This is a genomic window from Polaromonas sp. (assembly GCF_012927455.1).
Lineage (GTDB): Bacteria > Pseudomonadota > Gammaproteobacteria > Burkholderiales > Burkholderiaceae_C > Polaromonas.
In genome coordinates this window covers 347,198-358,748 of the sequence record NZ_JABBPE010000005.1, presented here as the reverse complement: position 1 = coordinate 358,748, position 11,551 = coordinate 347,198, and the positions used below count along the sequence as shown (strand labels likewise).

Sequence of the window (11,551 nt, the reverse complement as noted above, 5' to 3'; positions counted from 1 at the left end):
CTTGAACTCCAAGGTGTATTTGCCCCGCGCATGTCCGTCGTTTCTCTTGCTCATCTCGATCTCTCCAGTTGATGAATTTGACCATCAGCTATGGAGTACGTTTTTGAGGGGCACGGTCAGTCTACACACTTGTTGATATTCAGAAAATGGCAGAAAAGCCGACGCGCGTCCTGCTCTTCAGATTCGTGAGGCATCTACCGCGGCCCATGCTTTTAGCAGAGCTTATTCATTCCAAAATTCTCAATGGTTTCCCTCAAAGCATTACCTCTATCTCCCATCCCGCGTTTGAACAAGCTCTTGCAATCGGCGGTTAACCCTGTACTCATATCAGTTCACCCCTCGTTTGCAACTGAGATTGCGAACGGGAGGAAACGTGTCGAATTTAGGCGTCGGTGGCCACGCATCGAAACGGATGTCGCTGTGATCTATGCAACGTCTCCTGTGAAGTCGATAGTTGCGGTTGTTCAGATTGACGAGGTTGTGCAAGCAGGAAATGCCAAATTGTGGGAGTTGTCCAAGGCTTACGGCGGCTCAGTTACTAGAGCGACTCTTCGTGATTACATGAGCGGATTGGAACAGGGCGTGGCGCTGTTGCTTGGGCAACGCTTCTGTCCTAAACACATACTTAGTCCAAAAGACGTGTTTGGAGATTCTTTTGTAGCACCGCAGTCTTTTCGATACTTGCATGCGGAAGAGATCGATGCAGTTGTCGAGTGTTTTGGGAGCGAGAAATGATTTTCCTAGGTGGTGTACACGGAGTCGGCAAGTCATCAATGTGTTTTGAAGCAGCACAACGGATTGGACTGACTGTTTTTGGCGCAAGTGCCATTATTCGTGCAGAGCGACAAGCGCCTTCAGTGGATTCGCGTACAGCAGTGCGTGATGTCAGAGGGAATCAGGAATTGCTAATACAGGGCGTCCGAAAGAGGGGGCCGGAATCGTCGGGGCACTTTGTTTTGGATGGTCACTTTGTCCTTAGAACCCTCGATGGCGCGATAGAGCGCATTGATCCGGCAGTCTTTGTAGCGCTGGGCATCGATTACTTCATCTGTATCCAGGACGACCCGCAGGCCATTGCCGCTAGATTGTTGGACCGAGATGGGGCGATCCTTATGGTGGACGATATTGCAGGCTTGCAATCTGAAGAGCTAGATCACGCCAGGTATGTGTCTAGAGAACTCAAAATTCGGTTAGATGTAATTCAAGCGTTTGATCACAAGGAGTTTGAAGCCAGTTTGCGTCATATCGCTTCTGACTGTCTTGCTGCGGATCGGTGGCTCGATGATGGTCCAGGGAAATGACTGTTAACCAACCAAGTTAGGTCATGTGCCAGCTTGACCCTTTCTCAACCCTGCCGTCCAGCGTTGAGGGCATAGCTACCGAATCCAAGTCGGCACGCGGTGGCATGCCCGGCAGCTTTTGGGAATCGTATTTCGCCAGGGCCAACACCTTCGCGGCACGATTGTTTTGGGCGTGGCCGAAAAGCCCACCGGTTTGCTGTGGGAGGGCGCGCCAGATACGGCTCAACTGCACACGGGGGAGGGCGTTGGGCGACAGTTTGTAGTGGTGAATGCGCCGCGTGTCTCGCGGGTGCAGCGCCCGTTTTTTGTGGGGCCCAACCTCAAGACGGGCACTTACCGCCGCGATCTCGCTGCATTTCACCGCGCTCGGCACTGTTGAGATCGTGACGGATCTGGTGAAGCAGTTGTATGCGGCGGATTTGCTATTAAAAGAGTAGCTGCTTGCGCATGTTCGACGGGGGCTGGAGTTCCATTTGACCAATGCATCAGAGCAGCTGTCCGCAATCCCCCTAAAATCTGCCCATGCACCCTGCCATTGCCCAACACCGCTCAGGCATATCCGCCATCTGCCAGCGTTACCGCATCAGCCGGTTGGGGGTGTTTGGCTCGGCTGCTCGGGCCGACGACTTCAACCCGGCCAGCAGCGATGCGGATTTTTTGGTGGAATTTGCGCCCGACGCCGAGCTTGGGTTGAACGCCTTTTTCGGTGCCAAGGCCGATTTGGAGAAGCTGCTGGGCCGCGGCGTCGATTTAGTAGAGCCCGGCGCGGTGCGCAACCCCTACGTGCTTGCCAGCATCAACCGTAGCCGCGAAGCTGTGTATGCAGCGTGATCCGCGTGCGTTCCTGTGGGAGGTGCGTGAGGCTGCTTTTGCCATTCAATCTTTTACGGCTGGCATGGACGCTGCCGCGTACGCCGCCAATGAGATGGCGCAAGCGGCCGTAGAGCGCAAGTTCGAGATCATTGGCGTGGCGCTTAACCAGCTAGCCAGGCTCGACGCAGCGCTGGCTGCCCGCGTTCCAGACTTGCCGCAGATCGTGGCGTTTCGTAACCAGCTCATTCACGGCTATGCCACAGTGAATGTCAGCTCGGTTTGGAACGTGATTCAAAACGCGCTGCCGCCATTGGCTGGTTCCGTCCAGGCGCTGTTGGACGAGCTCGGCGAAGCTTAAGCATTGCCGGATGCCGCATGACTCTCATCAGACCTTGCTACTCAAACTCCCTGGCACCATCAAAGCCTGAAATTGGAGTCCGGCTTCAAGCCCGGCGCTGCGCGAAATAAAACCACTCCTGGCCGACTTCGGCGCGCGGGTTGGGAAACACCACAAAGCCGTCTTGCGGCGCTTTCACCGTCTCGCCGCTGTGCCGCAGGCCGATCACTTCGCCAGCGCTGACCGCGTCAAAACTGCGCCACGCCCGGCTGAAGCTGTCATCGGCGTGCGCCCGGTCGGTCACGTCGACCAGACGCAGGATTTCCCTGTCCGGCTGCGCCGGTGCCAAGGGTAGTGCGCAGATACCGAGCAGGGCCAGCGTTTGCAAAATGGCGTGGCGCGCCACCTGCAGCGCCTGCGGGTCGTCGTGTTGGCCGCATTCAAGCGTCACCGCATAGCCGCCGCGTGCGCGCATGTATTCGGTGGTTCCGACGCCATAGTTGGGGTTGGTCACCAGCGTTTGGGAGCGGCTGCCGCCCTCGGTGAGAGGCGCTGCGGCGCGCCGTTGCACGCCGCGCGCATAGGTTTCCAGCCAGCCTTCGACGATGCGGTGCGGCCCGCTGTGCAGGGCCAGCTGCATTTCTTCGGTTGCCCGCGCGAAGGGCTCCAGTTCGCCGCGGTTGTTTTGCGGGCCAATCATGACAAAAGGTGCGCCGCCGGTGTGAAAGGAGTGCAGGTCCAGCAGCGCGTCATGCGACTCCAGCAGCGGGCAGAGCCGGTTGGCCAGGCGGTCTTCAAAGTCTTGCGGAATCGCGCTGGGCGCCATGTTGCGGTTGAGGTTGCGCTCGCCGGTGCGTTGCCCTAGCTGCCAGGCCAGCGGATTGGTGACGGGAACAAAGGTCAGGGTGCCGCGCGCCACGGCCAGCGCGCCACTGTCGAGCTCTGTCAGGATTTGCGTGATGGCGCGAGTGCCGCACACTTCGTTGCCATGCACCGCGCCCAGTACCAGCAGGCGCGGGCCGGGCGCCAGGCCGTGGTAGCTGTGGATGCGCAGATGGGAAGGCTTGCGGCTGGCCTCAACTGAAGCCGAAACGGTGGGGCTGGTCATGTAAAAGCGCCTGGTAAGGGCGTGGGGTTTAAGCACAAGCGGCCAAGTTTATGCGGTGTTGGATGAAAATTGTGGGTGCCCTGGGCGGTGGGCCACGCGCCAAGGTGACGCGCTGCTGGCCCAGAGTTTTGCCGTTTCGCGCTGGGCGGTCTTGTTAGTTGCTATGAATTTAATAGCTCGATACGCCCACTGTGTATGGGTTGCAGCTATTAAATGTCTGTAAATGCGGTGTCCTGGCGGTTCCTGTGGCGTTGTCTGGGGCCGCGCCGCTGCTCCCAGCCAAGGCAAGCGGCTTGAATAACCCTGAACAGGCCCACGCTCGCTGGCTGCGGGTAGCTATTTCGGTGGGCTACGGTTGTTTGGAGTGACCGCGCAGAAAAGGCTTGACGGCCGGGGCTGGGGCGGGGTGGAGCATAGAGCCCTCGCGGTTAAACTTCCGGCAGTTACAAGAATGTCATATTTTTGACTTAATCCCCCTGAGGAGTTGACATGCTGTTTGGCAAGCTGCTACCGCGAGAAGGCAATTTTTTCGAGTTGTTTAACCAGCATGCCGAACTCATCGTGAAGGCCGCCCGTGCTTTCTCGAACCTGGTGGCCAACTACAGTGATGTGCAAAAGCGCGAAGCCTACAACCGGGAGGTGGACAGTGCAGAACGCGCTGCCGACCGCATCACCCAAGAGGTCAACCGCATGCTGCACAAGACCTTCATCACGCCGATTGACCGTGAGCAGATTCATTCGCTGATCAACACCATGGACGATGTGGCCGATTTGATCCAGGACTCCGCCGAGACCATGGCGCTGTATGACGTGCGCCACATGAACGAGGACATCCTTCGCCTGACCGACCTCAGCGTCAAATGCTGCGAGCGTCTCAAGGATGTCGTGGGGCTGATTGGAAAAGTTCGCGATGCCGCGACCGCCGAGGCCGCTCTCAAGACCTGCGAAGAGATCGACAAGCTCGAATCCGACGCCGATCATGTGATGCGCTCGGCCATGAGCCGGCTGTTTCGCGAAGAGCCCGATGTGCGAGAGGTCATCAAGCTGAAGGCGGTTTACGAATTGCTGGAAACCATCACCGACAAGTGCGAGGACGTGGCCAACCTGATCGAGGGCATCGTCCTCGAGAACTCATGAGGGTTTTCATGCCTGCAGCAGCGCAGCGGATTGTTCGCGCCAGCGGACGCCGGACTTCCCTGGCTGCTGCGGCGTGGAGCCCGGAAGCATGAGCACCGCGCAGACGGCGCTGTGGGTGGTGGTGCTGCTGGTCTTCATGGCCATTGCCTTCGACTTTATGAATGGCTTTCACGATGCGGCCAATTCGATTGCCACGGTCGTGTCCACGGGCGTGCTCAAGCCCGGTCAGGCGGTTCTGTTTGCAGCGGCGTTCAACCTGCTGGCCCTGTTTGTTTTTCATCTCAGCGTAGCAGCCACCGTGGGAAAGGGCATCGTCCAGCCCGGCGTGGTCGATACCCATGTGGTGTTTGGCGCGCTGATGGGCGCCATCACCTGGAACTTTCTTACCTGGTTTTACGGCATACCCAGCAGTTCGTCGCATGCCCTGATCGGCGGCATTGTGGGCGCAGTGATGGCCAAGGCGGGCGCGGGCTCGCTGGTGGCGGCAGGTATCTGGAAGACGGTGGCGTTTATTTTCATCTCGCCGCTGCTGGGCTTTTTTCTGGGTTCCATGATGATGCTGCTGGTGGCCTGGGTGTGCCGGCGCTCCACCCCTTCAAAAGTTGACCGCTGGTTTCGCCGCCTCCAGATCGTCTCCGCCGGCGCCTACAGCCTGGGGCATGGCGGCAATGACGCGCAAAAAACCATAGGCATTATCTGGATGCTGCTGATTGCCACCGGCTACACATCGGCCAGCGACGCCATGCCGCCGACCTGGACCATCGTGACGTGCTACACGGCCATTGCCGCCGGCACCATGTTTGGCGGCTGGCGCATCGTGAAAACAATGGGCCAGAAGATCACCAAGCTCAAGCCCGTGGGCGGTTTCTGCGCAGAAACCGGCGGTGCGCTGACACTGTTTCTGGCCACCGGGCTGGGCATTCCGGTGTCGACCACCCACACCATCACAGGCGCCATCGTGGGCGTGGGCTCGGCACAACGGGCTTCGGCCGTGCGCTGGGGCGTGGCCGGCAATATCGTCTGGGCCTGGATTCTCACCATTCCCGCCACCGCCTTCGTGGCGGCAATTGCCTACTGGATCAGTTTGCAGATTTTCTAGGTCGCAGCCAGGCAAGCATTGCAGTCCCTCTTGGGCAGCGCATTGCATGCAATTAAAAGCGTGGGGGGCGACGGCCGACAGCGCCGGGCCGCTCCAAGCAAGGCCCGCCCCCTCGGGGGGACAGCTCAGCACACGAAGTGGCAAGCGTGGGGGCCATATATTTACTGGCTGATTTTCCGGGCCTCTTCAACCTGGTATTCGAAGTAGCGCTGGAAACTGAAAACAATGCTGGACATCAATGAAATGGTGCCAAACAGCAAGGCAAACACCACCGCGCCTATGGTGAGCCAGCTGGTGTTGCCGGCGATGGCTTCGGGGCTGCCAGGGTTGTGCCGCGCGTTCCATTTTTCAGACGACATCAGCCCGTAGTAAATGGCGGTCAGCGCTGTACCGGCCAGCGTGAAGCCGAGTAGCGGGATCAGCAGCCAGGCCAGCTGGTCGTCCTGCCCGTAAAGTTGCACGCGTTCGACACCCCACCAGCCCAATGCCGCGACCACAGGATGCAGCCATGCCCACAGGTCACGGAAACCAAACAGGTAAAGGCGGTGCAAGCCCAACTGGCCGAAGATGAAGGCCAGCCAGGCGGCGGTGGTTTTGTTTTTGGTAGTGGGCGCGTGCATGCGGGGGATTATGGGCTGGCCACATCCAGCGGCGGCTGCGTAGCGCCCACACCCAGCGTTTTTTGCATGATGACAATGTCGCGCCAGGCGCCAAATTTCCAGCCGCACGATTCGATAATGCCGACCTGCGTGAATCCCAGCGCCAAGTGAACTCCGACGGAGCTGGCGTTGGCCGAATCGCCCACGATGGCCATTACCTTGCGTATGCCCGCAGCCTCGCAGCGTGTCAGTAGTTCCGTCAGCAGGGCGCGGCCCAGCCCCTGGCGTTGCAGATCCGGCGCCAGGTAAACCGAGTCTTCGACCGAATAGCGATAAGCCGGGCGCGGCTTGAACCAGTTGCAGTAGGCAAAGCCGGCAATTTTCCCGTCCTGCTCGGCCACCAGATAAGGCAGGCCCTTGGCCAGCACATCGGCCCGGCGCGTGCTCATGTCGGCGGCGCTGGGCGGCTCGGTTTCAAATGAACCGGTGCCGTGCAGCACATGGTGGGCGTAAATGGCTGTGATGGCGGGAAGATCTTCGTCGCGGCTGGGGCGTATCAGGGATATCGGGCGGGGCAAAAGCATGTCAGTCAACAATCCGGAGTTGGTGGCATCGATTTTGCGCCAAAACGCAACGGAGGCCGACAGCGGGCTATAATGGCAGGCTTTGCAGCATTTCGCTGGCCGGGTGGCCATGTCGTGTGTCTCAAGCGCTGCAGAACATTGGGGTGTTTTTACCCCACCACCCGAAGGATAAATTATGGTCGTCATTCGACTTTCACGCGGCGGTTCCAAGCACCGTCCATTTTTCAACATTGTTGTGGCTGACAAGCGCGTTCGCCGCGATGGTCGCTTCATCGAGCGCATCGGTTTTTACAACCCGATTGCCAAAGGCGGCGAAGAAGGCCTGCGCATTGAGCAAGACCGTCTGACCCACTGGATCGGTGTGGGCGCCCAGGCGTCTCCTACCGTTGATCGCCTGATCAAGCAGGGTGCCAAGGCTGCGCCAGTCGTCGCCTGATTGAAATGACAATTTCCCGCCGGTCGCCCCAAGGGAAATTAGCCCTCGGGGGCAGCGTATGACGGGGAGTGAGAAGCGTGAGTGCTAGCAGCCTTCCCGGCCTTCAGTCGCCCTTGGGCCTGTCACCGTCAAGCCTGCCAGACGACGCCATTGAAGTCGGGCGCATTCTGGATGCCTGGGGAGTCAAGGGCTGGGTGAAAATCCTGCCTCACAGCGCCGATCCGGAATCGCTTCTTTTCGCCAAATCCTGGTTGATGCAGGCGCCTGACGCCAAATTCCGACCGGGTTTCAGTGTATTTTCCGGCACGGTTTCGCTGAGTGTGGAACAGGCCAAAATCCATTCCGATTCGGTGGTCGCCAAATTCAGCGGTCTGGATGACCGCAATGCCGCGGAGGCCTTGCGCGGCGTGCGGATTTTTCTGCCACGCAGCAGTTTTCCGGTCGCCTCCAAAGACGAGTATTACTGGGTCGATCTGATCGGCCTGAACGTCGTCAATCGCGAAGGCGTGGCGCTGGGTTGCGTGCGTGACCTGATGGCCACCGGCCCCCATTCAGTGCTATGCGTTGAATACGCGGAGTCCCGGGAGGATGGCAGCAGCAGTGCGGCCGAACGCATGATCCCATTTGTCGCGGCTTACGTGGATGCGGTGGATATCGCCGGAAAATGCATCACCGTTGACTGGCAGCCCGACTATTGATGTCCCGGCAAGGCGGATTGCCCTGAGCGGTCCGCGCGCGCAAAATAGTCTTTCCATGCGCTTTGATGTCATTACCCTGTTTCCGGAAATTTTCGCGCCGTTTCTGCTTAGCGGCGTAACCCGTCGCGCCTTCGAAACCGGTCTGGTCGAGGTCAAGTTCTGGAATCCGCGCGATTTCGCTGACGGCAATTACCGACGGGTCGACGACCGGCCTTTCGGCGGCGGCCCCGGCATGGTGATGCTGGCCGAGCCGCTCACGCGCTGCCTTGAAAGCGTGCGCGCTGATCGCGCGGCGTGCGCCGCCGCGGCTGCGCCCACCATCCTTTTTACCCCGGTAGGCCAGGCCCTGAACCACGCCGGCGTGGAACGCTGGTCCGCCAGCGGCGGCGCGGTGCTGATTTGTGGCCGCTACGAAGGCCTGGACCAACGCTTCATCAACACTTATGTTGACGACCAAATTAGTCTCGGGGATTTTGTGCTGTCGGGCGGAGAAATTGCCGCAATGGCGCTGCTTGATGCCGTGGCGCGGCTGCAGCCCGGCGTGTTGAACGACGCAGGCAGCCACCAGATGGACAGCTTCAATCCGGCGCTCGATGGTTTGCTCGATTGCCCTCACTACACTCGACCAGAAGCCTGGCGCGGCCAGCCGGTTCCACCCATCTTGTTGTCTGGCAACCACGTCCGTATCGAGCGCTGGCGCCGCGAGCAGCGGCTGGCCTTGACGCAACGTCAACGTCCCGAACTGCTGCAACAGGCGCGGGCGGCCGGTCATTTAAGCGCAGGGGATGAAGCTTTCCTGGCAGATTTGATCGAAAACCCAGAGCAAGATGCCTGAGTTGCTATAATCAAAGGCTTTTCGATCCTCTGGCGGCCATTGCAACCATCTTGTTCATCCCCGTATGAACCCATGGATTTGCGGTCCTTAGCGTAGCGCGTGAATGAACGAAAAAAGTTAGATGGAAAAATCATGAATTTGATCGAAACCCTTGAGCAGGAAGAAATTGCCCGCCTCAACAAAACCATTCCTGTTTACGCGCCTGGCGACACCGTCATCGTGAGCGTGAACGTGGTTGAAGGTACCCGCAAGCGCGTGCAGGCTTTTGAAGGTGTAGTGATTGCCAAGCGCAACCGCGGCCTCAATTCCAGCTTCATCGTTCGCAAAATCTCCAATGGAGAAGGCGTTGAGCGGACCTTCCAGGTCTACAGCCCGTTGATCGCCAAGATTGAAGTCAAACGCCGCGGTGATGTACGCCGTGCCAAGCTGTATTACTTGCGCAGCCGCAGCGGCAAGTCGGCGCGTATCAAGGAAAAGCTGGGCGCCAAAGCTGCCTGAAAAGCAGCGTAGAAGCACTCTAGCCCCCAAAAAGCCACCCTTTATATTGGGTGGCTTTTTTTATGCCTGTTACGCTGTACGGCGTATGAAGTTCATCAAGTCGTTGCCAAAATTTGATCCCCGTAGCATCCCGGTGCTGGGCATTGATGACCACCTCGCGGGCGTCGCGTTGGAGCGCCTGACACCGCAGGCGCTGCGCGAGCGCTTTCGCCATCCGCCCATCTGGACGCCCGAGCACAGCGTGGAAAAGAGATTTTCTGACCGTGAGCCAGCGCTGGCCGCAGTGCTACTGCCCTTGGTGATGCGGGACGAAGTTACTTTGCTGCTGACCCAGCGCAGCAGCCAGCTCAGGGCCCATTCGGGGCAGGTCGCGTTTCCGGGTGGCCGTACCGACGAGTCCGACCACGACGCGGTCGATACGGCCTTACGGGAAGCCCATGAAGAAGTCGGCTTGCCGCGTCATCATGTGGAGGTGCTGGGCACCTTGCCGACTTATGTCACGGGCAGCGCCTTCATCATTACGCCGGTGGTAGCGCTGGTTAAGCCTGGCTTCGAACTGCAGCCCAATCCCGAGGAGGTGGCAGACGTGTTTGAAGTGCCTCTGGGTTACTTGATGAATCCTGCAAATCATCGCCGTCACGAGATGGCGTTCGATGACGGGATCCGCCAATGGCTTTCCATGCCCTACACCGATCCCGTGAATGAGGCGGACGACGGCGAACCCAGGGAGCGCTACATCTGGGGCGCCACCGCGGGCATGCTGCGCAACCTGTACCGATTTTTGAGCGCTTAGCGACCACGGGCGCTGCGCCGGGCCGCCCCAAGCCAGGCCAGGCCCCTCGGGGGGCAGCGCATTACACGAAGTGAAAAGCGTGGGGGCGAGGGCCGCCAGCGCCGGGCCGCCCCAAGCCAGGCCGGCCCCCTCGGGGGGCAGTGCACGACACGAAGTGAAAGGCGTGGGGGCGAGGGCCGCCAGCGCCGGGCCGCCCCAAGCCAGGCCAGCCCCCTCGGGGGGCAGCGCATTACACGAAGTGAAAAGCGTGGGGGCAACTTACGCCGTTATGATTTGCCATGAGCTTTTTTGCCGTTTTGTTTGCCCTCATCATCGAACAGGTGCGGCCGCTGGCCCGTGGCAACTGGATACATGCCAGCTTTCGCAGGTGGGCTCGCTGGGCTAGCCGCAGCCTGGATGCCGGCAAGCCGCAGCACGGCTGGCTGGCCTGGAGCGTCACCGTGATGGTCCCTGCGCTGGTCACACTGGCGATTCACTTGCTGCTGTGGCGTGTCAATGCGCTGCTGGCCTTTGTGTGGAGCGTGGCTATTCTCTATGTCACGCTGGGTTTTCGCCAGTTCAGCCACTATTTCACCGACATTCGCGACGCCCTGGACGACGGCGACGAAACTACCGCGCGTGAGCTGCTGGCGCAGTGGCGCCAGGTCGATGCGAGTGAATTGCCGCGCAGTGAAATCGTACGCCACGTGATCGAATATTCGGTGCTCGCCGCGCACCGCCATGTGTTTGGCGTGCTGGGCTGGTTTTCGCTGTTTGCTGCACTCGGCCTGGGACCGGCGGGCGCGGTGTTGTACCGCATGAGCGAATTCGCTTCGCGTTACTGGCTCTACAAAAGTAAAACCGCCGAAGCGGCGGGAGAGAGCGCCAGCCCGGCCCTGCAACTGGCCGCAAGCCGCGCCTGGGGCGTCATTGATTTTGTGCCCGCCCGCATCACGTCCCTGGGGTTTGCCGTCGTGGGAAGTTTTGAAGATGCCATTGATGCCTGGCGAAACTACACCCAGCGCTTTTCGGCCACTGCGCCCAGCGCCTCCGAAAACCGCAACGACGGCCTCATTCTTGCCGCGACCTCAGGCGCGGTGAACGTGCGACTGGGTGGAGAAGCACTCAAGGCGGCGCCATCACCCGCCCCATCGCCAAGCCTTGAGGCCGAGGGCCTGGAGGGCGAGGAACGCGCCGCTATCGAGATAGAGGCGACGACTGGCCGCGAGCCCGAGGTGGCGCACCTGCGCAGCATCGTGGGCCTGGTGTGGCGTTCCGTGGTGCTGTGGATGGTGCTGCTGGCCTTGCTGACGCTGGCGCGGCTGCTGGGATGA

General features: G+C 59.9%; 16 protein-coding genes. 13 read left to right on the top strand and 3 right to left on the bottom strand.

Annotated features, from left to right (window positions below):
* The first annotated feature begins 243 nt into the window (after nucleotides 1-243).
* The 5 genes from HHJ18_RS07675 to HHJ18_RS07655 all read left to right on the top strand — a co-directional run bounded on the left by HHJ18_RS07675 (nucleotide 244) and on the right by HHJ18_RS07655 (nucleotide 2,472).
* The gene (locus HHJ18_RS07675) at nucleotides 244-735 is read left to right on the top strand and encodes an ASCH domain-containing protein (protein WP_296913488.1); all 492 of its coding nucleotides are present in this window, start codon (nucleotides 244-246) and stop codon (nucleotides 733-735) included.
* Nucleotides 732-1,301: an ATP-binding protein gene (locus HHJ18_RS07670; protein ID WP_296913486.1), complete on the top strand. Its 570-nt coding sequence runs from the start codon at nucleotides 732-734 to the stop codon at nucleotides 1,299-1,301. Before HHJ18_RS07675 ends, HHJ18_RS07670 begins: the two co-directional genes overlap by 4 nt.
* A 118-nt stretch (nucleotides 1,302-1,419) precedes the next feature.
* Nucleotides 1,420-1,680, top strand: a complete 261-nt coding sequence (locus tag HHJ18_RS07665; RefSeq protein ID WP_296913484.1) for a hypothetical protein — start codon at nucleotides 1,420-1,422, stop codon at nucleotides 1,678-1,680.
* A 143-nt stretch (nucleotides 1,681-1,823) separates the two neighbouring features.
* A complete protein-coding gene (locus HHJ18_RS07660; RefSeq protein WP_296913481.1) occupies nucleotides 1,824-2,132 on the top strand; it encodes a nucleotidyltransferase domain-containing protein in 309 nt (102 codons plus the stop codon).
* Nucleotides 2,122-2,472: a HepT-like ribonuclease domain-containing protein gene (locus tag HHJ18_RS07655; protein ID WP_296913478.1), complete on the top strand. Its 351-nt coding sequence runs from the start codon at nucleotides 2,122-2,124 to the stop codon at nucleotides 2,470-2,472. The genes HHJ18_RS07660 and HHJ18_RS07655 overlap by 11 nt, the downstream gene beginning before the upstream one ends.
* Nucleotides 2,473-2,557: 85 nt before the next feature.
* On the opposite strand, the gene HHJ18_RS07650 is transcribed toward HHJ18_RS07655, so the two are convergent.
* On the bottom strand, nucleotides 2,558-3,559 hold the full coding sequence (locus HHJ18_RS07650; protein WP_296913476.1) for a succinylglutamate desuccinylase/aspartoacylase family protein: 1,002 nt from the start codon (nucleotides 3,557-3,559) through the stop codon (nucleotides 2,558-2,560).
* A gap of 489 nt (nucleotides 3,560-4,048) precedes the next feature.
* On the opposite strand from HHJ18_RS07650, the gene HHJ18_RS07645 reads away from it, so the two are divergent.
* Nucleotides 4,049-4,696 (top strand): DUF47 domain-containing protein, encoded by a 648-nt coding sequence (locus HHJ18_RS07645; RefSeq protein WP_296913472.1) that lies wholly within the window; start codon nucleotides 4,049-4,051, stop codon nucleotides 4,694-4,696.
* An 88-nt stretch (nucleotides 4,697-4,784) separates the two neighbouring features.
* Nucleotides 4,785-5,795: an inorganic phosphate transporter gene (locus tag HHJ18_RS07640; protein ID WP_296913470.1), complete on the top strand. Its 1,011-nt coding sequence runs from the start codon at nucleotides 4,785-4,787 to the stop codon at nucleotides 5,793-5,795.
* A 161-nt stretch (nucleotides 5,796-5,956) separates the two neighbouring features.
* Here HHJ18_RS07640 and HHJ18_RS07635 read toward each other — a convergent pair whose 3' ends face one another.
* A complete protein-coding gene (locus HHJ18_RS07635; RefSeq protein ID WP_296913467.1) occupies nucleotides 5,957-6,415 on the bottom strand; it encodes a hypothetical protein in 459 nt (152 codons plus the stop codon).
* 8 nt (nucleotides 6,416-6,423) lie between these two features.
* Nucleotides 6,424-6,960, bottom strand: a complete 537-nt coding sequence (locus tag HHJ18_RS07630) for a GNAT family N-acetyltransferase (RefSeq protein ID WP_296913526.1) — start codon at nucleotides 6,958-6,960, stop codon at nucleotides 6,424-6,426.
* A gap of 193 nt (nucleotides 6,961-7,153) precedes the next feature.
* Here HHJ18_RS07630 and rpsP point away from each other — a divergent pair, with 193 nt between their 5' ends.
* The 6 genes from rpsP (at nucleotide 7,154) to HHJ18_RS07600 (ending at nucleotide 11,551) form a co-directional block, all read left to right on the top strand.
* Nucleotides 7,154-7,414 (top strand): 30S ribosomal protein S16, encoded by a 261-nt coding sequence (gene rpsP, locus HHJ18_RS07625; protein WP_296913464.1) that lies wholly within the window; start codon nucleotides 7,154-7,156, stop codon nucleotides 7,412-7,414.
* 77 nt (nucleotides 7,415-7,491) lie between these two features.
* Complete coding sequence (gene rimM / locus HHJ18_RS07620) at nucleotides 7,492-8,112, top strand: ribosome maturation factor RimM (protein ID WP_296913461.1); 621 nt, start codon at nucleotides 7,492-7,494, stop codon at nucleotides 8,110-8,112.
* A 55-nt stretch (nucleotides 8,113-8,167) separates the two neighbouring features.
* Entirely contained in the window at nucleotides 8,168-8,947 is a 780-nt protein-coding gene (gene trmD, locus HHJ18_RS07615; RefSeq protein ID WP_296913458.1) for a tRNA (guanosine(37)-N1)-methyltransferase TrmD, read from the top strand.
* Nucleotides 8,948-9,079: 132 nt separating this feature from the next.
* Complete coding sequence (gene rplS, locus HHJ18_RS07610) at nucleotides 9,080-9,445, top strand: 50S ribosomal protein L19 (RefSeq protein ID WP_296913456.1); 366 nt, start codon at nucleotides 9,080-9,082, stop codon at nucleotides 9,443-9,445.
* A gap of 85 nt (nucleotides 9,446-9,530) precedes the next feature.
* Complete coding sequence (locus HHJ18_RS07605) at nucleotides 9,531-10,238, top strand: CoA pyrophosphatase (RefSeq protein ID WP_296913453.1); 708 nt, start codon at nucleotides 9,531-9,533, stop codon at nucleotides 10,236-10,238.
* 278 nt (nucleotides 10,239-10,516) lie between these two features.
* The gene (locus tag HHJ18_RS07600) at nucleotides 10,517-11,551 is read left to right on the top strand and encodes a CobD/CbiB family protein (RefSeq protein ID WP_296913450.1); all 1,035 of its coding nucleotides are present in this window, start codon (nucleotides 10,517-10,519) and stop codon (nucleotides 11,549-11,551) included.

Excerpts from the sequence above, each read along its gene's own strand:
- HHJ18_RS07675 (WP_296913488.1), top strand. The coding sequence starts at position 244 with ATGGTTTCCCTCAAAGCATTACCTCTATCTCCCATCCCGCGTTTGAAC.
- HHJ18_RS07670 (WP_296913486.1), top strand. The coding sequence starts at position 732 with ATGATTTTCCTAGGTGGTGTACACGGAGTCGGCAAGTCATCAATGTGT.
- HHJ18_RS07660 (WP_296913481.1), top strand. The coding sequence starts at position 1,824 with ATGCACCCTGCCATTGCCCAACACCGCTCAGGCATATCCGCCATCTGC.
- HHJ18_RS07655 (WP_296913478.1), top strand. The coding sequence starts at position 2,122 with ATGCAGCGTGATCCGCGTGCGTTCCTGTGGGAGGTGCGTGAGGCTGCT.
- HHJ18_RS07650 (WP_296913476.1), bottom strand. The coding sequence starts at position 3,559 with ATGACCAGCCCCACCGTTTCGGCTTCAGTTGAGGCCAGCCGCAAGCCT.
- HHJ18_RS07645 (WP_296913472.1), top strand. The coding sequence starts at position 4,049 with ATGCTGTTTGGCAAGCTGCTACCGCGAGAAGGCAATTTTTTCGAGTTG.
- HHJ18_RS07640 (WP_296913470.1), top strand. The coding sequence starts at position 4,785 with ATGAGCACCGCGCAGACGGCGCTGTGGGTGGTGGTGCTGCTGGTCTTC.
- HHJ18_RS07635 (WP_296913467.1), bottom strand. The coding sequence starts at position 6,415 with ATGCACGCGCCCACTACCAAAAACAAAACCACCGCCGCCTGGCTGGCC.
- rpsP (WP_296913464.1), top strand. The coding sequence starts at position 7,154 with ATGGTCGTCATTCGACTTTCACGCGGCGGTTCCAAGCACCGTCCATTT.
- trmD (WP_296913458.1), top strand. The coding sequence starts at position 8,168 with ATGCGCTTTGATGTCATTACCCTGTTTCCGGAAATTTTCGCGCCGTTT.
- rplS (WP_296913456.1), top strand. The coding sequence starts at position 9,080 with ATGAATTTGATCGAAACCCTTGAGCAGGAAGAAATTGCCCGCCTCAAC.
- HHJ18_RS07605 (WP_296913453.1), top strand. The coding sequence starts at position 9,531 with ATGAAGTTCATCAAGTCGTTGCCAAAATTTGATCCCCGTAGCATCCCG.
- HHJ18_RS07600 (WP_296913450.1), top strand. The coding sequence starts at position 10,517 with ATGAGCTTTTTTGCCGTTTTGTTTGCCCTCATCATCGAACAGGTGCGG.